At 65.4% G+C, this 21,203-nt stretch carries 23 protein-coding genes and 1 pseudogene; 19 read left to right on the top strand and 5 right to left on the bottom strand.

Annotated elements, in window-relative coordinates; translation table 11 throughout:
• Positions 1 to 21: 21 nt before the first annotated feature.
• The 3 genes from PSELUDRAFT_RS10295 to aguB form a co-directional block, all read right to left on the bottom strand.
• Entirely contained in the window at positions 22 to 855 is an 834-nt protein-coding gene (locus PSELUDRAFT_RS10295) for an oxaloacetate decarboxylase (protein ID WP_088966764.1), read from the bottom strand.
• Positions 856 to 971: 116 nt separating this feature from the next.
• On the bottom strand, positions 972 to 1,862 hold the full coding sequence (locus PSELUDRAFT_RS19360; protein ID WP_157725086.1) for a hypothetical protein: 891 nt from the start codon (positions 1,860 to 1,862) through the stop codon (positions 972 to 974).
• Positions 1,863 to 2,131: 269 nt separating this feature from the next.
• The gene (gene aguB / locus PSELUDRAFT_RS10300) at positions 2,132 to 3,001 is read right to left on the bottom strand and encodes an N-carbamoylputrescine amidase (RefSeq protein ID WP_088966765.1); all 870 of its coding nucleotides are present in this window, start codon (positions 2,999 to 3,001) and stop codon (positions 2,132 to 2,134) included.
• 195 nt (positions 3,002 to 3,196) lie between these two features.
• On the opposite strand from aguB, the gene PSELUDRAFT_RS10305 reads away from it, so the two are divergent.
• The 11 genes from PSELUDRAFT_RS10305 (at position 3,197) to PSELUDRAFT_RS10355 (ending at position 13,078) form a co-directional block, all read left to right on the top strand.
• Complete coding sequence (locus PSELUDRAFT_RS10305) at positions 3,197 to 4,147, top strand: LysR family transcriptional regulator (RefSeq protein ID WP_162291250.1); 951 nt, start codon at positions 3,197 to 3,199, stop codon at positions 4,145 to 4,147.
• A 145-nt stretch (positions 4,148 to 4,292) separates the two neighbouring features.
• The gene (gene aroC, locus PSELUDRAFT_RS10310) at positions 4,293 to 5,393 is read left to right on the top strand and encodes a chorismate synthase (RefSeq protein ID WP_088966767.1); all 1,101 of its coding nucleotides are present in this window, start codon (positions 4,293 to 4,295) and stop codon (positions 5,391 to 5,393) included.
• A gap of 101 nt (positions 5,394 to 5,494) precedes the next feature.
• On the top strand, positions 5,495 to 6,889 hold the full coding sequence (locus tag PSELUDRAFT_RS10315) for an EAL and HDOD domain-containing protein (RefSeq protein ID WP_088966768.1): 1,395 nt from the start codon (positions 5,495 to 5,497) through the stop codon (positions 6,887 to 6,889).
• A gap of 319 nt (positions 6,890 to 7,208) precedes the next feature.
• The gene (locus PSELUDRAFT_RS10320) at positions 7,209 to 8,060 is read left to right on the top strand and encodes a pirin family protein (RefSeq protein ID WP_088966769.1); all 852 of its coding nucleotides are present in this window, start codon (positions 7,209 to 7,211) and stop codon (positions 8,058 to 8,060) included.
• 9 nt (positions 8,061 to 8,069) lie between these two features.
• Positions 8,070 to 8,930: a pirin family protein gene (locus tag PSELUDRAFT_RS10325; RefSeq protein WP_088966770.1), complete on the top strand. Its 861-nt coding sequence runs from the start codon at positions 8,070 to 8,072 to the stop codon at positions 8,928 to 8,930.
• A 125-nt stretch (positions 8,931 to 9,055) separates the two neighbouring features.
• Complete coding sequence (locus PSELUDRAFT_RS10330; protein WP_088966771.1) at positions 9,056 to 9,784, top strand: ABC transporter substrate-binding protein; 729 nt, start codon at positions 9,056 to 9,058, stop codon at positions 9,782 to 9,784.
• 105 nt (positions 9,785 to 9,889) lie between these two features.
• Positions 9,890 to 10,663 (top strand): TerC family protein, encoded by a 774-nt coding sequence (locus PSELUDRAFT_RS10335; RefSeq protein ID WP_088966772.1) that lies wholly within the window; start codon positions 9,890 to 9,892, stop codon positions 10,661 to 10,663.
• Positions 10,660 to 11,094, top strand: a complete 435-nt coding sequence (locus PSELUDRAFT_RS10340; protein ID WP_088966773.1) for a universal stress protein — start codon at positions 10,660 to 10,662, stop codon at positions 11,092 to 11,094. The genes PSELUDRAFT_RS10335 and PSELUDRAFT_RS10340 overlap by 4 nt, the downstream gene beginning before the upstream one ends.
• Positions 11,095 to 11,188: 94 nt before the next feature.
• Complete coding sequence (locus PSELUDRAFT_RS10345) at positions 11,189 to 11,617, top strand: hemerythrin domain-containing protein (RefSeq protein ID WP_088966774.1); 429 nt, start codon at positions 11,189 to 11,191, stop codon at positions 11,615 to 11,617.
• Positions 11,604 to 11,819: a DUF2249 domain-containing protein gene (locus PSELUDRAFT_RS10350; RefSeq protein ID WP_088966775.1), complete on the top strand. Its 216-nt coding sequence runs from the start codon at positions 11,604 to 11,606 to the stop codon at positions 11,817 to 11,819. Before PSELUDRAFT_RS10345 ends, PSELUDRAFT_RS10350 begins: the two co-directional genes overlap by 14 nt.
• Positions 11,819 to 13,078, top strand: a complete 1,260-nt coding sequence (locus PSELUDRAFT_RS10355; RefSeq protein WP_088966776.1) for a hypothetical protein — start codon at positions 11,819 to 11,821, stop codon at positions 13,076 to 13,078. The genes PSELUDRAFT_RS10350 and PSELUDRAFT_RS10355 overlap by 1 nt, the downstream gene beginning before the upstream one ends.
• 303 nt (positions 13,079 to 13,381) lie before the next feature.
• On the opposite strand, the gene PSELUDRAFT_RS10360 is transcribed toward PSELUDRAFT_RS10355, so the two are convergent.
• On the bottom strand, positions 13,382 to 13,990 hold the full coding sequence (locus PSELUDRAFT_RS10360; protein ID WP_088966777.1) for an isochorismatase family protein: 609 nt from the start codon (positions 13,988 to 13,990) through the stop codon (positions 13,382 to 13,384).
• Between the two features lie 433 nt (positions 13,991 to 14,423).
• Between PSELUDRAFT_RS10360 and PSELUDRAFT_RS19795 the strand changes: the two are divergent.
• Both PSELUDRAFT_RS19795 and PSELUDRAFT_RS19800 read left to right on the top strand, forming a co-directional pair.
• Positions 14,424 to 14,999 (top strand): annotated as a pseudogene (locus PSELUDRAFT_RS19795) (DJ-1/PfpI family protein); the annotation flags it as partial.
• A gap of 127 nt (positions 15,000 to 15,126) precedes the next feature.
• Entirely contained in the window at positions 15,127 to 15,279 is a 153-nt protein-coding gene (locus tag PSELUDRAFT_RS19800) for a hypothetical protein (protein WP_369800112.1), read from the top strand.
• A gap of 303 nt (positions 15,280 to 15,582) precedes the next feature.
• Here the strand turns inward: PSELUDRAFT_RS19800 and cobA are convergent, their stop codons facing one another.
• Positions 15,583 to 16,377 carry a uroporphyrinogen-III C-methyltransferase gene (gene cobA, locus PSELUDRAFT_RS10370; protein WP_088966778.1) on the bottom strand — a complete coding sequence of 265 codons (795 nt, stop codon included), beginning with the start codon at positions 16,375 to 16,377 and terminating at the stop codon, positions 15,583 to 15,585.
• Positions 16,378 to 16,526: 149 nt separating this feature from the next.
• Between cobA and PSELUDRAFT_RS10375 the strand changes: the two genes are divergently transcribed.
• The 6 genes from PSELUDRAFT_RS10375 (at position 16,527) to PSELUDRAFT_RS10400 (ending at position 21,202) form a co-directional block, all read left to right on the top strand.
• On the top strand, positions 16,527 to 16,952 hold the full coding sequence (locus PSELUDRAFT_RS10375; protein WP_088966779.1) for a cytochrome c: 426 nt from the start codon (positions 16,527 to 16,529) through the stop codon (positions 16,950 to 16,952).
• Positions 16,953 to 16,992: 40 nt separating this feature from the next.
• Positions 16,993 to 18,426 carry a cbb3-type cytochrome c oxidase subunit I gene (locus tag PSELUDRAFT_RS10380; protein ID WP_088966780.1) on the top strand — a complete coding sequence of 478 codons (1,434 nt, stop codon included), beginning with the start codon at positions 16,993 to 16,995 and terminating at the stop codon, positions 18,424 to 18,426.
• Positions 18,427 to 18,635: 209 nt separating this feature from the next.
• Entirely contained in the window at positions 18,636 to 19,253 is a 618-nt protein-coding gene (locus tag PSELUDRAFT_RS10385) for a cytochrome c oxidase subunit 3 (RefSeq protein WP_088966781.1), read from the top strand.
• Positions 19,254 to 19,404: 151 nt separating this feature from the next.
• Positions 19,405 to 20,028, top strand: coding sequence for a glutathione transferase (gene yfcF / locus PSELUDRAFT_RS10390; protein ID WP_088966782.1), 624 nt, complete (start codon positions 19,405 to 19,407; stop codon positions 20,026 to 20,028).
• 94 nt (positions 20,029 to 20,122) lie between these two features.
• On the top strand, positions 20,123 to 20,383 hold the full coding sequence (locus PSELUDRAFT_RS10395) for a cytochrome C oxidase subunit IV family protein (RefSeq protein WP_088966783.1): 261 nt from the start codon (positions 20,123 to 20,125) through the stop codon (positions 20,381 to 20,383).
• Positions 20,384 to 20,392: 9 nt separating this feature from the next.
• Entirely contained in the window at positions 20,393 to 21,202 is an 810-nt protein-coding gene (locus PSELUDRAFT_RS10400; protein WP_088966784.1) for a CbbQ/NirQ/NorQ/GpvN family protein, read from the top strand.
• Position 21,203 lies beyond the last annotated feature (1 nt).

The raw sequence follows: 21,203 nt of genomic DNA on the forward strand, positions 1-21,203 counted from the left end.
ACATGCGGCCAACCCTGCGGGCTACTGCTTGCCTGGCTGCATCATGGCGTTCACTTCGGCGAAGGTCAGGATGTCGTTGGCAAAGGAGAAGGTGCCGCTGTCGACCAGCTCCTGCGCCGCGCGCATGAAGCCGCTCAGTGCCGCGCGGCTCAGCGAGGAGCCCAGGCTGATGCGGCGCACACCCAGTTCGGCCAGCTGGGTGACCGAGTAATGCTTGCCTTTCAGCCCCATCACCACGTTCACCGGTTTGCTCACGGCGCTGCAGACCGCGCGGATGGCATCGGCATCGGGCAGGCCGGGGGCGAACAGCACATCCGCGCCGGCGGCCTCGTAGGCCTGCAAGCGGCGGATGGTGTCGTCCAGATCCGGCTTGCCATGCAGGAAGTTCTCCGCACGTGCGGCCAACATGAAGGGGAACGGCAGCCGGCGCGCCATTTCCGCGGCGGCGGCGATGCGCTCCACCGAGTGGTTGAAGTCGTAGATCGGCCGTGCCGCATTGCCGCTGGCGTCTTCGATCGAACCGCCCACCAGGCCGATGTCTGCCGCCAGGCGGATGGTGTCGGCCACCACCTCGGGCGCGTCACCAAAGCCGTTTTCCAGGTCGGCGGCTACCGGCAGTTCGCTGGCTTCGACGATGGATTTTGCATTGGCGAGTGTTTCATCCCGGCTCAATGCGCCTTCCGCATCACGCCGCCCCAGGCTGAACGCCAGGCCGGCACTGGTGGTGGCCAGCGCGGCAAAACCCAGCGCCGCCAGCATGCGGGCGGTGCCGGCATCCCACGGGTTGGGAATGATGAAGGGCTTGTCCTGCTGGTGCAGCGCCTGGAAGGCGAGGGCTTTCCGGGTTTGATCCATGCGTTTCTCCTTGGTCGGCACGCGTGGGCGGCTTATCTGGGTTATTCACTGCGGTATTTACGAGTTCGCTACACTCGGCTCAATCAATCATGCTGATGTGCATTGATAAATGCGTACTATGAAACAGATACCCTACGGATTGCTCGGCAGCTAACCGATAGCTCCGAGTTTGACCAAGAAAATTGGTCGTACTGTGTTCGAATCGATTTTTCTTGCAGGCTCTCGAATTGGTCTGCAAATGTTTCCGAGAATGAGATCATTTCTAGAGTGTTTTTGTAATATTCTGAATATTTTTCATTTGTATTTAATTTTGAAATAGCTTCGCGAAGATCGGATTTTCTCGTGTTTCTCCAGTGGCGAGGCCAGTCAAGCATGGCGCCACCAAAAAGTGAGTGATAATTTTCTTTTATGTGATTGTCAAAGCTAATTTTGAAACGTTGCGGGATAAATTGTGCAACCATTGATGAGCAGAAGCTTGTCCCAATCAGTCGCTGTCCAGCTTCAAGACGAGCAGCTTCAATTATTGGCTTTCCAAGAAAGATGCTGCGGCTCGAATCTAACACTGCCTCTCCTATAGAAATTGCGCCACGGAGTGGTAAACCAACTTCCAGGCCTCTGCACATCAAATCGTTACAAACCTCCAAAAAATTGTCGCAAGGGATTGGATGGTATTTCCACCCATTAGTAGCGTTGGATGCAAGTGAGAGAAATGACTCCTCATTTTCTTGCGAGACCGCAGGCCAGGTACGGTTTGCCCAAAGTAGTATTGAGTCGCTAGCGTAGGCGCCATGTGTTTTGGTGAATATTAATATGTCACCCTCAGCTGTCCAGTACGGTTCTTCGGAGAAACCGAGTTTCTCAAATACGTGTTCTGTATGATGTTTGCGATAATTTACAGTATCGATTAATGCTTCATAACGAATAAGCATTTCTTGTAAACCTAAAGCCTCAAGCCGTTCTTCAAAGCCCAGTACATCAAACAATGCAATGTAATTTCCATGGCCCATAGTGGATCCTCAGAGAGTTTTTTGATTGATTAGTAGGGTCGGTTTGCTGGAGAGGTTGTTTTTCCAAGGTGTGGATCAAAGAATAATGTCTTGGGTAGCAGAAGGAAAGGTAAGTTGTAGAGACCCGTAGCGTGCTGGTAAGTCTTGCTCTTAATCCCAGCCGACTTCACACGGCGGACAATACACGTGATCTCCTCACAAGAGTCGCATGCAAAACGCCGCCCGCTGTTGCCAGCGGACGGCGTTGTTTCATGTTGCTACTGCCAGGCTCAGCCCTGTGCGTACCCCAGCAGCGTGCCGTAGTGCTCCACCCGGCGGTCGCGGAATACGCCCCAGGCGCGGCGTTTGGCGGCCACCGCGTCCAGGTCGAAGCTGGCGGTGAGGATGCTGCCGTCGCCGTCTGCCGCCTCGGCGCGCAGTTCGCCGTCTTCACCGGCAATGAAGGAATGGCCGTAGAAGGTGATGTGGGTGCCGGCTTCGCCATGTTCGGTGCCGACGCGGTTGCTGGCCAGGAGCGGCATCACGTTGGCCGCAGCGTGGCCGCGCTGGGTGTTCTGCCAGTGGCGCATGGAGTTGATGCCGGCATCGTGCGGCTCGCTGCCGATGGCAGTGGGGTAGAGCAGGATCTCGGCGCCCATCAGTGCCATGCAGCGCGCGGTTTCGGGGAACCACTGGTCCCAGCAGATGCCCACGCCCAGCTTGCCGTAGCGGGTGTCCCACACCTTGAAACCCATGTCGCCGGGCGAGAAGTAGAACTTTTCGCTGTAGCCGGGGCCGTCCGGGATGTGCATCTTGCGGTAGTGGCCGAGGATGCTGCCGTCGGCGTCTATCATCGCCAGGCTGTTGAACTGGGTGTTGCCGGCCTGTTCGAAAAAGCTCACCGGCAGCACTACCTGCAGCTCGCGCGCCAGTGCGGCGAAGCGGCCCAGCCACGGGTGGCCGTCGAACGGTGCGGCCAGCGCATTGTGGTGGTGGCGCTGGTCGATGCAGAAGTAGGGGGTTTCGAACAGCTCCTGCAGCAGGATGATGTTGGCGCCGCGGCCGGCGGCCTCGCGTACCAGCGCCTCGGCGCGGTCGAGGTTGGCCGCACGGTCCCAGCTGCAGCTCATCTGGGTGGTGGCGACGGTGACGTTACGCATGGTGGTTCTCCTCTGCCGCCGGCGGCGGCTGTGTTCACTTGATGGCCGCTGGCGGCGGTTTTGTCTTTGGCGGCAATAATCCGTGGCAACTGTGGCGTGGCGGGCGGCTTGCTCTGTGGCGACATCATGACGCCAGTGCCGCGGCGGGATAAAGTAGCGCGGCAGCAGTTCTTTTTTTCCTGAATGGAAAAACTCATGGACAATTTTCAAGCCATCAGCGCCTTTCTGGCGGTGGCGGAAACCGGCAGCCTGTCGCGCGCGGCGCTGAAGCTGGGCAAGACGCCATCGGCCATTACCAAGGCCATCAATGCGCTGGAGGCGGCGCTGGGCACCCGGCTCTTGACGCGCACCACGCGCCAGGTGGCGCTGACCGAAGCCGGGCGCATCTACCTGGAAACCGCCAGCGAGGCGATGGCGCAGCTGGGGCACGTGGCGCAGCGCATCCGCGAGCTGGACGGCATGCCGCGCGGGCGGCTGCGCATCACCGCGCCGCTGTCGTTCGGCCGCGCGGTGCTGTCGGCGTTCTGCCCGGATTTCATGCAGCGCTACCCGGAGGTGGAGCTGGAGGTGAGCCTGGCGGACCGCTACGTGGACCTGGTGGCGGAGAACTTCGACCTGGCGCTGCGCCTCGGCCACCACGACCTGCCGGGGCAGATCGCCCGCGTGGTAGGCGACAACCGCGTGCTGGTGTGCGCCTCGCCGGACTACCTGGCGGCGGCGCCGCCGCTGGCGGAGCCGGAGGACCTGGCGCAGCACCGCTGCCTGATCTACCGCCACCCGCTGCTCAACCCGGCGCTGTTTTTCAGCCGCGATGGCCAGACGCGGCGCATCGAGCCGGTGGGGCGTTTTCAGTCCGACAACTTCGACCTGCTGCTGGATGCCGCCTGCGCCGGGCAGGGCGTGCTGCCGTGCCCGCGCTGGAGTGCCTGGCAGCATGTGCAGGCCGGGCGGCTGCGCCAGGTGCTGCCGGATTATGTCTGCACCGGCGAGGGCTTCGGCCGCGAGCATGTGTACGCGGTATACCCGGCCACGCGGCGCAATTCGCTGAAGGTGCGCTTGTTCATGGAGCAGCTGCAGCAGTGGATGGACAGCCACTTTGCCGCGCCGGGGCAGGGGGCGGACGGAATTTTTCCCGATCCGGCTTAAGGGTTGGCCGCATGCGGTCGCCTGTTGTGAACTGGTGCCCGCGATGGAGACAGGGCGGCCGGTAGCAAAGTCAGCGCCTGTCTGGGGGCGGCGCCAGCCGTGCTAGAATCCATCGCGATCACCACAAGAATCTAGGGATGAAGCAATGTCTGGCAATAGCATGGGTTTGCTGTTTTCTGTCACCTCTTTCGGCGAAAGCCACGGGCCGGGCATCGGCTGTGTGGTGGACGGCTGCCCGCCGGGGCTGGAACTGTCCGAGGCCGACATCCAGGCCGAGCTGGATCGCCGCAAGCCGGGCACCAGCCGCCACGTGACCCAGCGCCGCGAGCCGGACACGGTGGAGATCCTCTCCGGCGTGTACGAGGGCAAGACCACCGGCACGCCGATTGCGCTGCTGATCCGCAACACCGACCAGCGCAGCAAGGACTACGGCAATATCGCCGACACCTTCCGCCCCGGCCATGCCGACTACACCTACTGGCACAAGTACGGCATCCGCGACCCGCGTGGTGGCGGCCGTTCCTCGGCGCGCGAAACCGCGGTGCGCGTGGCTGCCGGCGCCATCGCCAAGAAATGGCTGCGTGAAAAGCACGGCATCGTGATTCGCGGCCACATGACGCAGATCGGCGACGTGCAGATTCCGTTCCAGAGCTGGGACGTGGTGAACGACAACCCGTTCTTCGCTGCCGATGCCAGCAAGGTGGACGAGCTGGAAGCCTATATGGACAGCATCCGCAAGAGCCTGGACTCGGTGGGCGCGCGCCTGCGCGTGGTGGCCGAGAACGTGCCGGTGGGCTGGGGCGAGCCGGTGTACGACCGCCTGGACGCCGACATCGCCTACGCGATGATGAACATCAACGCGGTGAAGGGCGTGGAGATCGGCGCCGGCTTCGGCTGCGTTACCCAGCGCGGCAGCGAACACGGCGACGAGCTGACGCCGCAGGGCTTTGCCAGCAACCACGCCGGTGGCGTGCTCGGCGGCATCTCCACCGGCCAGGACATCGAAGTGTCCATCGCCATCAAGCCAACCTCGTCCATTGCCCAGCCGCGCCATTCCATCAACAAGGCCGGCGAGCCGGTGCTGATGGAAACCCACGGCCGCCACGACCCGTGCGTGGGCATCCGCGCCACGCCTATCGCCGAGGCGATGCTGGCGCTGGTGCTGATCGACCACGCGCTGCGCCACCGTGCGCAATGTGGCGATGTGCATGTCGATACCCCGCGCATTCCGGGCCGTATCGGCTAGATTGATAAACAGATAATTGGCACTGCGTTAAGCAAGGGTCATAGAACCTGCGCCGCAGTGCCGAGTTGACCAACTCGGCTCAGACGACGGAATAAGCGATCATGTTGAAGAATCTGTTTGGTGGTTTGAAAGGCAGCAAGAGCGAGCCTGCGGCCAACGAGCCGGATGCCCGCCCGGCCGCCCCGGCACCGGAACAGGCTGCACAGTCGGAACCGAGCCTGCCGCCCACCTTCGGCTTCGTGATGCACCAGGCGGTGCACGACAACCAGCAGCGCGTGGTGGCTTACGAGTTCATGGTGCGCGACGCATTGCGGCGCAAGGAATCCACCGCCAGCCAGTGGCTGCAGTTCGACCACCTGATGATCAGCACCCTGGTCAATATGGACGTGTTCCGCTTGCTGGCCTTCCGCCGCGCGCTGGTGCACATCTCCACCACCTCGTTGTCCGACCCGGAGATCGAAGGCTTCCCGGCCGACCGCGTGTTCTTCGTGCTCAACCCGCCGTCCGACGAGCCGGTGACCGAGGCCATCATCGCCGAGATCGACCGTCACAAGGCGCAGGGCCGCCGCTTCGCGCTGGAGCCGGCGCTGTTCGGCCACCACGTGGCGTCCGAGCTGCTGCAGGACGAGCTGCTGTCGCGCATGGACATCCTGGTGCTGGACTTTGCCGCCGCGGTGGATGCCGTGCTGGCGCCGTTCCTCGACCAGCTGCCGGGCAAGTACCCGGCGGCGCGCTGGTATGCGCGCAATATCGGCTCGGCGGAAGAATTCGACGTGTGCGTGAAGACGCCGGGCGCCGCCAAGCGCTTTGCGCTGTACCAGGGCAGCTTCCTCACCAACTTCCACCCGCTGCAGTCGGCGCAGGTGGACGCCAGCCAGATGCGCATCATGGAAATCATGCGCCTGCTGCGCGCCGGGGCGGACAGCAAGGACATCGACGCGCAGTTCAAGCTCGATTCGCTGCTGCTGTTCAAGCTGCTGCGCTTCATCAACTCGCCGATGAACGGCCTGTCGCGCAAGGTGATGACCATCGAGGAATCGCTGATGCTGATCGGCCGCGACTCGCTGTTCAAGTGGCTGACGCTGCTGCTGTTCACCACCCGCAAGGACGACGGCCGCTCCATCGCGCTGCTAGAGCGCTCGCTGTTCCGCGCGCACTTCATGCAGAAGCTGGGCGAGCTGGGCGGCAACCACAAGCTGGAGTGCGAGCACCTGTTCCTCACCGGCATGTTCTCGCTGCTGGACGCACTGATGCAGGTGAAGCTGTCCGATGCGCTGGAGCCGCTGGAGCTGCCGCCGACGGTGGCCGACGCGCTGCTGAACCAGCGCGGCCTGTTCGCGCCCTACCTGGCGCTGGCCATGGCCGAGGAGCAGGACAACGTCGAGCGTGTCACCACGCTGGCGCGCATGCTCAAGCTGGCGCCGGAGGCGGTGAACCGCTGCCATCTGGACGCCATGGTGTGGGCGCAGGAAATGCTGACGCCGGCCAGCGAGTAAGCGCCGGCGCCAGGCGCGACAATGCCGTTCACTGCATGCAGTGGGCGGCATTTTTTTCGCCGCCGCCTGGTGATGCAGGAGTAGGGCGGGTTGGCCGCAGGCCATACCCGCGTGAGGATGAGGCGCATGCAGGCGCGGGTATGAACGGTTGCTTCAACCCGCCCAAGCCGATGATCCCACGGGCGCCACGCTCGCCTTTTTTGAAGAGAGTTTGCAGATTTTTGCGCTTTTCTATCAACAGCGGCTTTCTTATAGTTGGCCGCATAGGTGCAGCCGGCCCCTGGCCGCCGCCGCCGATAACATGATGAGGAACGCCGCCATGACTACTGCTTTTCAATCCCGCCAGGTAGAACGACTAGTTGTCGGCATCGACACCGCCGATGGCGCCGGGGTGAATCTCAAGCGTGTGCTGACGCAGGATCTGCAGCGCCGGCTCGACCCTTTCCTGATGCTGGACGAGTTCCGCTCCGACGACCCGAACGACTACATCGCCGGCTTCCCGCCGCACCCGCACCGCGGCTTCGAAACCGTTACCTATATGCTGACCGGGCGCATGCGCCATCGCGACAGCGGCGGCAACGAGGGCCTGCTGGGGTCGGGCGGCGTGCAGTGGATGACCGCCGGCCGCGGCGTGATCCATTCCGAAATGCCGGAGCAGGAAGAAGGGCTGATGCACGGCTTCCAGCTGTGGATCAACCTGCCGGCCAAGCGCAAGATGATTCCGGCCGCCTACCAGGACATTCCGTCCAGCGACATTCCGGTGCTGCAACTGGACGACGGCACGCGGGTGAAGGTGATTGCCGGCCACTACGGCGACACCGCCGGCACCATCCAGCAGCCGGATACCGAGCCGCTGTACCTGGACGTAACGTTGGCCGCAGGGCAGGCGCAGCAGATCAGCATCCCGGCCGGGCACAATGCCTTCCTCTACGTGTACCAGGGGCAGATCGGTGTGGGCGAGCCGGCGCGGCAGGTAACCGAAGGCCGCATGGCGGTGCTGTCCGGCAGCGGCGATGGCGTGAGCTTCCACAGCGAAGAGGGCGCCAGCGTGCTGGTGCTGGCCGGCAAGCCGCTGGGCGAGCCTATCGCGCAGTACGGCCCGTTCGTGATGAACAGCCGCGCCGAGCTGGAGCAGGCATTTGCCGATTACCAAGCCGGCACCCTGGCCTGAGGAGCAACGATGAACGCCATCATCCAACGCATTGAACCGCGGCAGCAGGACATCGGTTTCATCGTGCGCCGGCTGCTGCCGGTGCGCGGCTGCCGCAATATCGGCCCCTTCGTGTTCCTGGATCACATGGGGCCGGCCTACTTCGTGGCCGCCGGCACCGCGGGCGATGTGCGCCCGCATCCGCACATCGGCCTCGCCACCGTGACCTACCTCACCCAGGGCGCGATGATGCACCGCGACAGCCTGGGCACGGTGCAGCGCATCGAGCCGGGCGCGGTGAACCTGATGGTGGCCGGGCGCGGCATCGTGCACTCCGAGCGGGTGCCGCCGGACATCCGCGACAGCCAGCTGGCAGTGGAGGGCCTGCAGATGTGGCTGGCGCTGCCGCTGGCGGACGAAGACTGCGACCCGGCCTTCCACCACTACCCGGCGGACGAGCTACCGCAGGCGCAGCTGCCGCGTGCGCTGGTGCGGCTGCTGATCGGCAGCGCCTTCGGCATGCGCTCGCCGGTGCGCACCTTCAGCGACACCCTGTACCTGGACTGGCAGCTCAAGGCCGGCGGTGAAATGTTGCTGCCGCAGGCGGCCGAGCGCGGCCTGTACCTGTTCGATGGCGAGGTGCGCGTGGGTGAGGAAACCGTGCGCGCCGGTGAGCTGGTGCAACTGGGCGAGGGCGATATCCGCCTGGAAGCCAGCGCCTGCGCGCACGGCGTGCTGTTCGGCGGCGCGCCGCTGGATGCGCCGCGCTTCCTGGACTGGAACTTCGTGGCCAGCGACCGCGAGCGCCTGCAGCAGGCGCGCGACGACTGGAGCGCCGGCCGCTTCACCATGGTGCCGGGCGAGACCGAGTTCATTCCGCTGCCGGGTTGAGACGGCCGCCCAGCCACCCGGCTTGTGATTGTCATGACAGGGTAAATCCCCTGTGGCAAAGTATGCCTTTCGATAAACAGTACCGCCCCTGCCCGGCAGCGGGCGGGCGCAGGGTGGAGTAAGGCATGACGCGCAAGCTGGGCTGCTGGTTGGCGCTGTGGCTGGCGTTGTTGTGGCTGGCGCCGCTGCAGGCGGCAACATTGCGCGTGGTGGTGGACGACAGTACCGAAATGCCGCTGGCCGAGCTGCGCGACGGCCTGCTGCTGCAAGGCTGGCACAAGGATGTGGGCGAGCTGCTGGCTGCCCGACTGGGCCGCGAGGCCGAGTTCGTGATCCGGCCGCGCAAGCGCCTGCCTGCCGAGCTGAACAACGGCGGCGCCGACATGGTGTGCGGCTACAAGCCGGAATGGCTGCCCGGCCCGTTCGCCTGGAGCGTGCCGGTGGCCGATCTCAGCGAAGTGCTGATCACGCCGCAGCGCGAGCCGCGCCCGCGCAGCCTGGCCGCCGTGGCCGGCCAGCCGGTGGGCACGGTGCTGGGCTTTCGCTACCCCGAGCTGGAGGCCGTGCTGGGTACGCGCTTCATCCGCGACGACGCACCCAGCGCCGAAACCAATCTCGACAAGTTGGCCGCAGGCCGCATTCCGCACGTGATCATCAGCAGCTTGTACCTGGACTACCAGCGCAAGCGCGGCCGCTTCAAACTGCCGCTGCACCCGCGCCTGCTGGTAAGCCGCAGCCAGGTGCGCTGCGCGCTGTCGCCCGGCAGCCGCATCGAACTGCGCCAGCTCAATGCCGCCATCCGCACGCTGCAGGCCGAGGGCAGCCTGCAGGCGGTGCTGCGTCACTACCGCTAAGAAGCCGATGCATCTCCCCCGGTTTTCGCCTTGTTCCGCTCCCCTCGCAAGATCGTCAACAGCTTCTAAGCTGACAGGAAACCTTGTCGGCAAAGCGGAGATGCCATGACCCTGTTCGGACTGGAGCTGTTCAGCCTGGCGTTCGTTACCGCCGTGCTGCAGATCGTTACCGTGGATGTGCTGCTGGGCGGCGACAACGCGGTGGTGATCGCGCTGGCCTGCCGCAAGCTGTCGCAGCAGCAACGGCGGCGCGGCATTCTGTGGGGCGTGCTGGGCGCCATCGCGCTGCGCATCCTGCTGATTTTCTTTGCGTTGCAGCTGCTGGCGCTGCCGGGGCTGAAAATCGCCGGCGCGCTGCTGCTGCTGTGGATAGGCACCCGGCTGCTGCTGCCGGAAGAAGGCGAGGCGCATGGCGACATTGCCGCCAGCAGCCACCTGCTGGGCGCCATCAAGACCATCATCGTGGCCGATGCCGTGATGAGCATGGACAACGTCATCGCGGTGGCCGGTGCCGCCCGCGGCGAGCTGGGGCTGGTGGCGCTGGGCATCATGATCAGCATTCCCATCATCGTCTGGGGCAGCCAGCTGGTGCTGCGGCTGATGGATCGCTTTCCGCTGGTCATCACCCTGGGCGCCGGCCTGCTGGGCTGGATCGCCGGCGACATGCTGCTGGGCGATGTGCTGCTGCGCAGCTGGCTGCCGCCGCTGCCGGACTGGCTGCGCTATCTGTCCGGTGCCGGCGGCGCGCTGCTGGTGATGTCGCTGGGGCACGTGCTGGGGCAGATACAGCTCAGGCAGCGCGAGGCGCGCAGCATCCACGAAGTACCGCTGGACGGTGACGAAGCGCCTCGCGATAGCACCGGAAAGGGCCCGACATGACTCTCTGCATCCTGCTGGCGGTGGATGGCTCCGAAGGCTCCTTGCACGCGGTGCGGCGCCTGCTGCGGCTGCGCGAACGCCTGGGCGGCCTGGAGCTGCATCTGCTGACCGTGCTGGCGCCGGCCGAATCCGGCCACGTGCGCTGGTTCGTCGACCATGCGCAGCTGGAAGACTACTACCGCGACAAAGGGCTGGCCGCATTGCAGCAGGCCCGCGCGCTGCTGGATGCCGCCGGGCAGGGCTATACGCCGCACATTGCCGTCGGCCTGGCGGCGGCAACCATCGCGCACTACGCCGGCCAGGTGGCGGCCGACCTGGTGCTGATGGGCTCGCATGGCCATGGCGGCATCGGACGCGCGCTGCTGGGCTCGGTAACCGCCGAGGTGATTGCGCTGTCGCCGGTGCCGGTAACGGTGGTGAGCCACGACTGATGCGAGCCGGGCTTGATCTGCTTGACCGATGTCATGTCTGTGCCGCTTGGCTGCGACGCACAATGATCCCGACTCGTAACCGTTGGGGGCCGACATGACCGTTACCGATAGCTTTACCCGGGTGCACCGCACCTGTGACGACCTTTTCGTTGCCGTGGAGCAGGCGCTGCATGCTGGCGACTGGCCACGGGCACTCGCCGACTGCGATGCCTTCTGCCAGCTGATGGAACAACACCTGCGCGAGGAGGAAGACGTGCTGTTTCCCGCCTTCGAGCAGGCCACCGGCATGCGCCAGGGGCCTACCGTGGTGATGCGCAGCGAGCACGCCGACATGCGCACGCTGATGGACGAGATGCAGCAGGCGGCCCGGGCGCGGGATGGCGACAGCCTGGCCGCCGCCGCCGACACCCTGCTATTGTTGATGCAACAGCACAACCTGAAGGAGGAGAACATCTTGTACCCGATGTGCGACCGCGCCGGCCTGACGGCGCTGCTGGCGGAGCTGGGCCATGAGTCCGCGTGACCTGCGCGGCCTGGTGCCGCCCGAACCGATGGAAATCATCCTGGACGCCGTGGACGAAGCGGCCAGCGGCGAGCGGCTGTCCTTCGTGCTGCCGCACTTTCCCGGCCCGCTGCTGCCGATGCTGCGCGACCGCGCGGTAGGCTTCGACAGTGAAATGCTGCCCGACATGAGTGGCGTGATCTTCCACGTGGACATTCCCTGATGCAGGCCGTACCCAGTTACGACAGCGCACCGCCACTTGGACTGCCGGTGCGCTTTTTCTTGGCCGCCTGGCTGTGGCTGCTGCTGCTGGCCGCCAGCTGGGCCGGCACCGCCGATGGCGCCTACCCGTCGCCGGGCCTGTGGCTGCCGCTGCACCTGATGGCGCTGGGCGTGCTCGGCAATGTGATGCTGGGCGCGCTGCTGCAGCTGCTGGCCGTGGTGTCGGCACTGGCGTTTCCGCGCCCCGGCATCTGGAGCAAGGGGTTGTGGGGCAGCTGGCAGCTGGGCTGCGGCGCGCTGTTCGCCGGCTTTGCCAGCGGCCTGACACCGGGCTGGCTGCAGCTGGCGTCAGCGGGCTTCAGCGTGGCCACACTGCTGCTGGCCGGCTTGTGGTGGCAGCTGTGGCGCAGCCCGGCGCAAGACAGCAGCAGCCGCGGCCTGCGCTGGGCGCTGGCGGCGCTGCTGCTCACCCTGGGCCTGGGCATCGCCCAGTTGGGCGTACTCGGCTGGGGCCGGCCGTGGTCCCTGCTTACCCTGCTGCCGCTGCACAGGTTGGCCGCACAAGGCTGGGTATGGCTGCTGCTGGTCGCCGTGGCGCAGGTGATCCTGCCGATGTTCCTGCTCACCCCGGCCTTGCCCGGCTGGTGGCAGCGCTGGGCATCGCCGGCCTGGGGCAGCCTGCTGCTGCTGGCTGGCGCGCTGTCGCTAGCCTGGCCGGACAGTGGCTGGTGGTGGCTGGCGGCATTGCCGTTGCCGGTATGCGCCTGGGTGTGGGGCGGGGCGCTGCGGCATAGCCGCCGCCCGCAGGAATGGCTGCCACGCTACTGGCAGCTGGCGCTGGGCCTGCTGCTGGCACTGTGCGCGGTATTCGTGGCCGGGCAGTGGCTGGATGTGCCGGCACTACGCCGGCTGCAAGGCTGGCTGCTGCTGGGTGGCGTGGCCTTCACGCTGACCGTGGGCATGCTGTACCGCATCGTGCCCTTCCTGCTGTGGCTGCAACTGCGGCGCGGGGTAAAACCGCAGCAGAAAGTACCGTCGCTGCAGGTGCTGTTGCCGGAAGCCAAGGCACGGCTGGGCTGGAAACTGCTGTGCCTCTGGCAACTCTGCGGCGCGGCCTGGTGCCTGTGGCCGGCGCTGTGGTGGCTGCCGGCAGCCAGCGGCGCTGTGCTGGCGGGTGTCTTGTTTACCCACTACCGCGCTGCCTGGCTGCGCTGGCGGCAGGGCACGCAGCCGGTGGGGAAGGTGGCGCAGGCGGGGTAGGGGCGTGGATGAGCCCGTGACTCCCGCGATCATCGGGTAGGGCGGAAGCCCCGCAGGGGCGTTCCGCCAGCTTGCGTACTGGCCCGACCAATGGCGGAACGCCCCGGCCTGCCGGGGCTTCCGCCCTACGCGTGCTCTTCAACGTTGGCCGCACGCTCCCCACTGCGCTGCGGCCAACCTTTCACAACCACTGGCAGCGCCGTAGTTGTGCTGCATCACGCTCTCCACTTGAGTGGGAAACCACGGTGGGTTGCCACTGAGGTCGAGTAATCCGGCATTGGTAGTAGTCTGCACGGTGGCTGCTTAATGCACCGGCAGTTGCAGGATCTGTGCGGTAGTCAGCACGTCGCCAAAGGTGTCTTCAATGGAGGCCAGCGCGGCGCGATGCAGTTGCTGATGTGGCAGTACGCCGTCGGCGTCATCCAGCGGGCGGCTGGCACAGGCATCTGCCGCCACGATCACGTTGTAACCCAGTGGTACCGCGTCACGGGCGGCGGCGGCGACGCAGGCATGCGTCATTAGCCCGCTGATGAGCAGGGTACTGATGCCCGCTGTCTTCAGGCGGGCATCCAGATCGGTACTGGGGAATACGCTTACCGAGCTTTTCTGCAGCGCACGGTGGTGGCCGGATGGCAGCAGTTGCTCGTGAAAGCGCACCGTGTTGCCCTGTGCGGCGAAAACCGGGCTGTCGACGGGGGCGACGTGCTGTATGTGGAACACCGGCATGCCATGCTGATCGGCAAAGTCGACCAGGCGTTGCGCATTGTTGAGTGCCGACAGGCCATCGGGAATCGGCAACCTGCCGCTGAAATACTCGTTCTGGAAATCAATGACCAGCAGGGCGGTATGACGGCTGTCCAGCTGCTGCGGTGCGCTGGCTCCTGCCAGCTGGCGGATGGTGGGGTGGTTCATATTGGCTCCTGATGCGGGTTGAGTGCAGCCGGCCACTGCTGGCAGGCATGCGGCAGTATCCCGCCGGCATGGCACGGCCAATAGCGGCCCGCAGGACAAAATGTGATGAAGCCGGGCCAGATGTTCACGGCTGCCGTTCATGCGGCCAACGTTGTTGCCTGGCCTGCATCCGCCTGACGGTTGTTGCGGTTTGCTACAGGGCATGGCTGGCTAACATGGCGCGCAGTGCGGCGCGGGCCGTTGTCTGCCGCTGTGTGATGCCAACCTCCAGCAGGGCCACTCCATGCATACCATCGCCGTGATTGCCTACGAGGGCATCAGCCCCTTTCATCTATCGGTACCCTGCATCGTGTTCGGGGACGATCTCGCGCGATTGGAGGCACCGCGTTACCGTTTGCTGATCTGCGCTGAGCGGGTAGGGCTGGTGGCCACGATGTCCGGTTTCAATATCGAAGTGCGGTATGGCCTTGAGACGCTGGTGCAGGCGGATACCGTGATCGTGCCGGCCTGGCGCGACCCGGACGAGCGTCCGCCGGATGTGCTGTTGGCCGCATTGCGTGATGCCAGCCGGCGCGGTGCCAGGATAGTCGGCTTCTGCCTGGGCGCTTTTGTGCTGGCCGAGGCCGGGTTGCTGGATGGTCGCCTGGCGGCGACACACTGGGCGTGGAGTGGGGAGTTTGCGCGCAAGTATCCACGTGTCGCACTGGACCGTAATGCGCTGTACGTGGAGGACGGCGGGGTGCTGACATCGGCCGGCACGGCGGCGGCCATCGATTGCTGCCTGCAGCTGATCTGCCGCGATCACGGTATGGAGGTGGCCAAGCGGGTGGCACGCCGCCTGGTGGTGGCGCCGCAGCGCCAGGGTGGGCAGGCCCAGTACATTGAACAACCGCTGGCGATAGGCGGTGGCACGGATGCCTTGTGCCTGGCGATGGATTGGGCGCTGCAGCACCTGGCTCAACCGCTGGATATCGCGAGCCTGGCCGCCCGGGCTGGTATGAGCCGGCGTAACTTCACCCGCCGTTTCAAGGCGAAGACCGGCACCACGCTGGCGCAATGGCTGCTGACGCACCGGCTGGCTGCTGACGCACCGGCTGGCTGCTGCGCAGCGCTTGCTGGAAACCGGCTGCAAGAGCATGGATCGTATCGCCGAGCAGACCGGTTTTGGCTCCACGGTGTCATTCCGCCAGCAGTTCAGTCGTGCCTTCTCCATTCCACCTGCGACTTACCGCAAGCAGTTTGGTCAGCCGCTGCCGCGCGGCAACAGCAACGACCATCAGGGGCGCTAAGCTGCCTGTTTATCGAAAATACCGGCCTTATCAGGCCGCAGAGCTGTGGGTTGGGCTTCGCTGCGCTCAACCCAAGCTACGCGCGGGTGAGCCGGTGACTGTGACTCCCGCGATCATCGGGTAGGGCGGAAGCCCCGCAGGGGCGTTCCGCCAGCTTGCGTATTGGCCCGACCAATGGCGGAACGCCCCGGCTTGCCGGGGCTTGCGCCCTACGTGCGCTCTTCAACGTTGGCCGCATGGGCCCCTCCACTGCGCTGCGGCCAACCTTCTCCTGCTGCCAAGGGCCGTGCCCAGAACAAGGCGCTAATCAGCCAGGCAAACCTCCGCCTGCCGCTGCCAGCCGCGCGCCAGCGCTACCACTTCGCCGATGACCAGCAGTGCCGGTGGCTGCGGGCACTCCCGGGCCACGCAGTCGGCCAGGGTAGTCAGCGTGCAATGCAGTACCCGCTGCCGTGGCGTGGTGGCCTGTTCGATGATGGCCACCGGCGTGTCGCCGCTGCGGCCGTGCGCCTGCAGGTCGGCGGCGATGGCGGCCGCTTCGCCCAGGCCCATGTACACCACCACGGTCTGTTCGCTGCCGCTGTGCGCCGCCCAGTCCAGGCCGCTGGCGCCGTCGCGGCGGTGGCCGGTGACCAGGCTTACGCCCTGTGCGCAGTCGCGGTGGGTCAGCGGGATGCCGGCGGCGGCTGCCGCGCCCACCGCGGCGGTGATGCCGGGTACCACTTCCACTTCGATGCCGGCCGCCAGCAGGGTGGCCAGCTCTTCGCCGCCGCGGCCGAACAGCAGCGGGTCGCCGCCCTTGAGCCGTACCACGCGCTGGCCGGCCTGCGCCTCGCGCAGCAGCAGCTGGTTGATTTCCGCTTGCGGCAGGGTGTGGCGGCTGGCGCGCTTGCCCACGCAGACCAGCCGTGCGCGCTTGTTGATCAGCGCCAGTATTTCTTCTGCCACCAGGAAGTCGTACAGCACCACGTCGGCTTCGGCCAGCCGGCGCAGTGCCTTGAGGGTGAGCAGGTCGGGGTCGCCGGGGCCGGCGCCGACCAGGCTTACCTGGCCGGGGTGCAGGGGGGCGGGGTGCGGGAAGGGCTGTGCGGCGTTCATCTTGCGCCTCCACGGTGATGAGGATGCGCCAGTGTAGGAAGGATGGCGGCCGGAAATCGTTGATTCCCATCAATGCTACCCGGATGCCCGAAAACGTACAGTCCGCGCTGACATGCCGGGTTGCCGGAGCAGATGACAAGGAGGTTGCGATGAGCGCCAGTTTCACCAAATCCACCGCACGCAATATTTTTTATGGCGGCGCGGTGTTTTTCTTCCTGCTGTTTCTTGCGTTGACCTTTGACACGGTAAGCGCGCTGCCGAAACACAACAGCCAGGCCCACCTCACCACGCAGGCAATACGTGGCAAGAAGCTGTGGGAGAACAACAACTGTGGCGGCTGCCACACGCTGCTGGGCGAGGGGGCGTACTACGCGCCGGAGCTGGGTAATGTTTACCAGCGCCGCGGCCCCGAGTTCATCAAGGCCTGGATCAAGGCGCAGCCTACCAACGCGCCGGGTCGTCGGCAGATGCCCAACTTCCACCTGACCGATGCGCAGCTGGACGATGTGGTGGCATTCCTGAAGTACAGCTCCGAAATCAATACCAACCACTGGCCGCCGAACATCGAAGGCTGATTTTCCTTCGATTGCCGATCTTATCCATCAGGAGACAAGTATGACTTCCTCCACTACGGCCACACTGCCCCCGACAGCGGGGCAGGCCGCGGCCAACGTGCAACTCAAGTACCGCTCGCAGGCGGTGGCCAAGCCGTATTTCACTGCCGCCATTGCCCTGTTTGTCGGGCAGATCATTTTTGGCCTGATCATCGGCCTGCAGTATGTGGTGGGCGATTTTCTGTTCCCGGCCCTGCCGTTCGGCACCGCGCGCATGGTGCACACCAACCTGCTGATCGTGTGGCTGCTGTTCGGCTTCATGGGCGCGGGTTACTACCTGATTCCGGAAGAGGCCGAGCGCGAGCTGCACAGCCCGAAACTGGCCATCATTACCTTCTGGGTGTTCCTGGTGGCCGGCGTGCTGACCATCCTGGGCTACCTGGGGCTGCCTTACAGCGTGCTGGCGCATTTGACCGGCAATGACCTGCTACCCACCATGGGGCGCGGTTACCTGGAACAGCCGCTGATCACCAAGGTGGGCATCGTGGTTGTGGCGCTGTCCTTCCTCTACAACCTGTCGATGACCCTGCTGGCCGGCCGCAAGACCAGCATCAGCATGGTGATGCTGCTGGGGCTGTGGGGGCTGGCGATCTTCTTCCTGTTCTCCTTCGTCAACCCGAACAACCTGGTGCTGGACAAGTACTTCTGGTGGTGGGTGGTGCACCTGTGGGTGGAAGGCGTGTGGGAACTGATCATGGGCGCCATGCTGGCCTTCGTGCTGGTGAAGGTTACCGGCGTTGACCGCGAGATCATCGAAAAATGGCTGTACGTGATCATTGCCATGACGCTGATCACCGGCATCATCGGTACCGGCCACCACTACTTCTGGATCGGCACGCCATCCTACTGGCAGGTGTGGGGCTCGGTGTTCTCCGCGCTGGAGCCGATACCGTTCTTCATGATGACCATGTTCGCCTTCAATATGGTGAAACGCCGCCGCCGCGAGCACCCCAACCAGGCTGCCACGCTGTGGGCGCTGGGTACCGGTGTGATGTCCTTCCTCGGTGCCGGTGTGTGGGGCTTCATCGGCACGCTGTCGGTGGTGAACTACTACACCCACGGTACGCAGCTCACCGCCAGCCACGGCCACATGGCGTTCTACGGCGCCTACGCCATGGTGGTGCTGACCATGATCTCCTACGCCATGCCGCTGCTGCGCGGCCGTGAAGCCAACAGCGCCGCGGCGCAGAAGGTGGAGAAGGTGGCATTCTGGCTGATGACCTGCGCCATCGTGTCCATCACGCTGATGCTGACCGCCGCCGGCATCCTGCAGGTATGGCTGCAGCGCATGAGTAGCCAGCCGCTGTCGTTCATGGCCACCCAGGACCAGATCTCCGTGTTCTACTGGCTGCGCGAGTGCAGCGGCGTGGTGTTCTTCATCGGCCTGATGCTGTACATCAGCAGCTTCTTCATGCGCGGCGAAGAAAACAACTGAGCTGTCGTGCAAACAGTGGCGCCCTGATGGGCGCCACCGCGGTAACAGGCCCCTGCCGCTCTGCTGCAGGGGCTTGTCGTGAAAATGGCCTGGCTGCCGGTGCAGCTTGCCGGCTGGAACGGCCCGGCTTTGCAGCGGGCGTTGCCGGCGGACAAGGCACCAGCCTGGCAGCCTGCAGGCCATTTTTGTAAACAGGCAGGCAAAGCGTAATGCGGTGGGCGCGGCCCACCCGGAGCAAGACAATGCAGACGACAAGACTGGCCCCCAGCGTGCAGCGCACGGTGCCGGGCGATCTGGCGATGTGGTTCTTCATCCTGGCGGAGCTGGCGGTATTCGGCGTGTTCTTCGCCATCTACGGGGTGGTGCGCGCACGGCAGCCGGCGCTGTTCGCCGCCGGCCAGCATGCGCTGGCGCTCACCCCGGCCATCCTCAACACCCTGCTGCTGATCGCCGGCAGCGGCGCGGTGGCGGCGGCGGTGCAGAACTTCGCCCATGGCCGCGTGCGGCGCGGCGAACGCTGGCTGCTGGGCACGCTGCTGTGCGGCAGCTGCTTCCTGTTGCTCAAGGGCAGCGAATTCGTCGGCAAGTTCTCCGCCGGCATCACCCTGTCCAGCAACGATTTCTGGATGTTCTACCTGTCGCTGGCCGGCTTTCACTACCTGCACGTGGTGCTGGGCATGGTGATCATCGCCGCGGTGTACCGCCGTGCGCGGCAGGGCAACTACGATGCGGCCAACCATGTCGGCGTGGAAACCGCCGCCGCCTACTGGCACATGGTGGATCTGGTGTGGCTGGTGCTGTTCGCGCTGCTGTACGTGGCGCACTAGCCGGGTGTTCTGCCGCAATGCGGCCAACTAGCTGGCGGATCGCCCTTTGGGCATCCGCCATGTGTTTATATGCTTTTTGTATGGCATTGCTGCCGCCAGCCAGCACACCGGGGTAAAGTGGGGGCTTCCCTTGCCAGACTGAAAGCCCGCCATGAGCCAGCCCTACCTGCTGTACGTAGACAACCAGTACCTGAGCCCGTACGCGATGTCCGCCTTCGTGACGCTCACCGAGAAACAGCTGCCGTTCGAGCTGCGCACGGTGGACCTGGACGGCGGCGCCAACCGCCAGCCGGCCTATGCCGCGCTCACCGGCATGCAGCGCGTACCGCTGCTGGTGGCTGGCGAATTCCGTCTTGCCGAATCCTCCGCCATCTGCGAATACCTGGAAGAGCTGCTCCCGACGCCGGCGGTGTACCCGGCGCAGCCGCAGCAGCGTGCCCAGGCGCGCCAGCTGCAAGCCTGGCTGCGCAGCGACCTTCTGCCGTTGCGCGAGCAGCGCACGACCGAAGTGGTGTTCCGCCAGCCGGCCGTCGCCCCGCTGGATGCCGCCGGGCAGCAGGCCGCTGCCAAGCTGCAGGCAGTGGCCGCGGGCCTGCTGGCGCACGGCGGCGAGCACCTGTTCGGCGACTGGTGCATTGCCGATGCCGACCTGGCGCTGATGCTGCAGCGCCTGCTGCGCAGCGGCGAGCCCTTGCCGCCGCAGCTGGCCGACTACGCCACGCGTCAGTGGCAGCGCCCGTCGCTGCAGGCGTGGCGCCGGCTGCAAGCTGCCTGAGCTGTTACTGTCCAATCTTCGGCCCGCCCTGCGCGGGCTTTTTTCTTGCCTGCCATCAAGGTTGGCCGCAGGGTGTGTGCGGCATGCTTCGGGCATGACTTATTTCGTATCCCGCCACCGGCTGTGGCTGACCTGGCTGTGGCTCTCCGTACTCACCCTGTTGCTGGCCTGGCTGGCCGACTGGCAGCAAGGCGGCCATCTGGTTGCCGTGCTGGCACTGGCCGGCGCCTGGCTCAAGGGCGTGGCGGTGGCCGAGCAGTTCATGTCCCTGCGCAGCGCGCCCTTGTGGCTGCGCGGCACGGTACATGGCTGGCTGCTGCTGGTGTGTGGCGGCCTGCTGGCGGGGTTTCTGTAGGAGCGCCCGATGAATGCCCCCGTCCATGCCGCCCTTGCGGCCAACCCGCCTTACTACCAGCCGGTAGCCGACGAATGCCAGGTGTTCGAAAACGCCTGGCGTCACCAGCTGCCGGTGCTGATCAAGGGCCCCACCGGCTGCGGCAAGACCCGCTTTGTCGCCCACATGGCGGCGCGGCTGGGTTTGCCGCTGTTCACCGTGTCCTGCCATGACGACCTGTCCGCCGCCGACCTGGTGGGCCGCCACCTGATTGCCGGCGGCGACACCCGCTGGTGCGACGGCCCGCTCACCCGCGCGGTGCGCGAAGGTGGCATCTGCTACCTGGACGAGGTGGTGGAAGCGCGCAAGGACACCACCGTGGTGCTGCACCCGCTTACCGACGACCGCCGCATCCTGCCGATAGAACGCACCGGCGAAGAACTGGCGGCGCCGCCCGGCTTCATGCTGGTGGTGTCCTACAACCCCGGCTACCAGCACGTGCTCAAGACGCTGAAACCGTCCACCCGCCAGCGCTTCGTGGCGCTGAGTTTCGATTTCCCGTCGCCGGCGGTGGAGCTGGCGGTGCTGCAGCGCGAGGGCGGGGCGGACGAGAAGTTGGCCGCACGGCTGGTGGCGCTGGCCGGCCAGCTGCGCCGCCTCACCGGCTACGACCTGGACGAGTCGGTAAGCACCCGCCTGCTGGTGTACGCCGCCAAACTCATCGCCAGCGGCATGCCGCCGCTGGCCGCCTGCCGCGTGGCGCTGGTGGAACCGCTGTCCGACGAGCCGGAAACCCTTGCCGCGCTGCTGGCGGTGGTCGCCACCCAATTCGGAAACTGAC

The organism is Vogesella sp. LIG4, assembly GCF_900090205.1.
Taxonomy (GTDB): Bacteria; Pseudomonadota; Gammaproteobacteria; order Burkholderiales; family Chromobacteriaceae; genus Vogesella.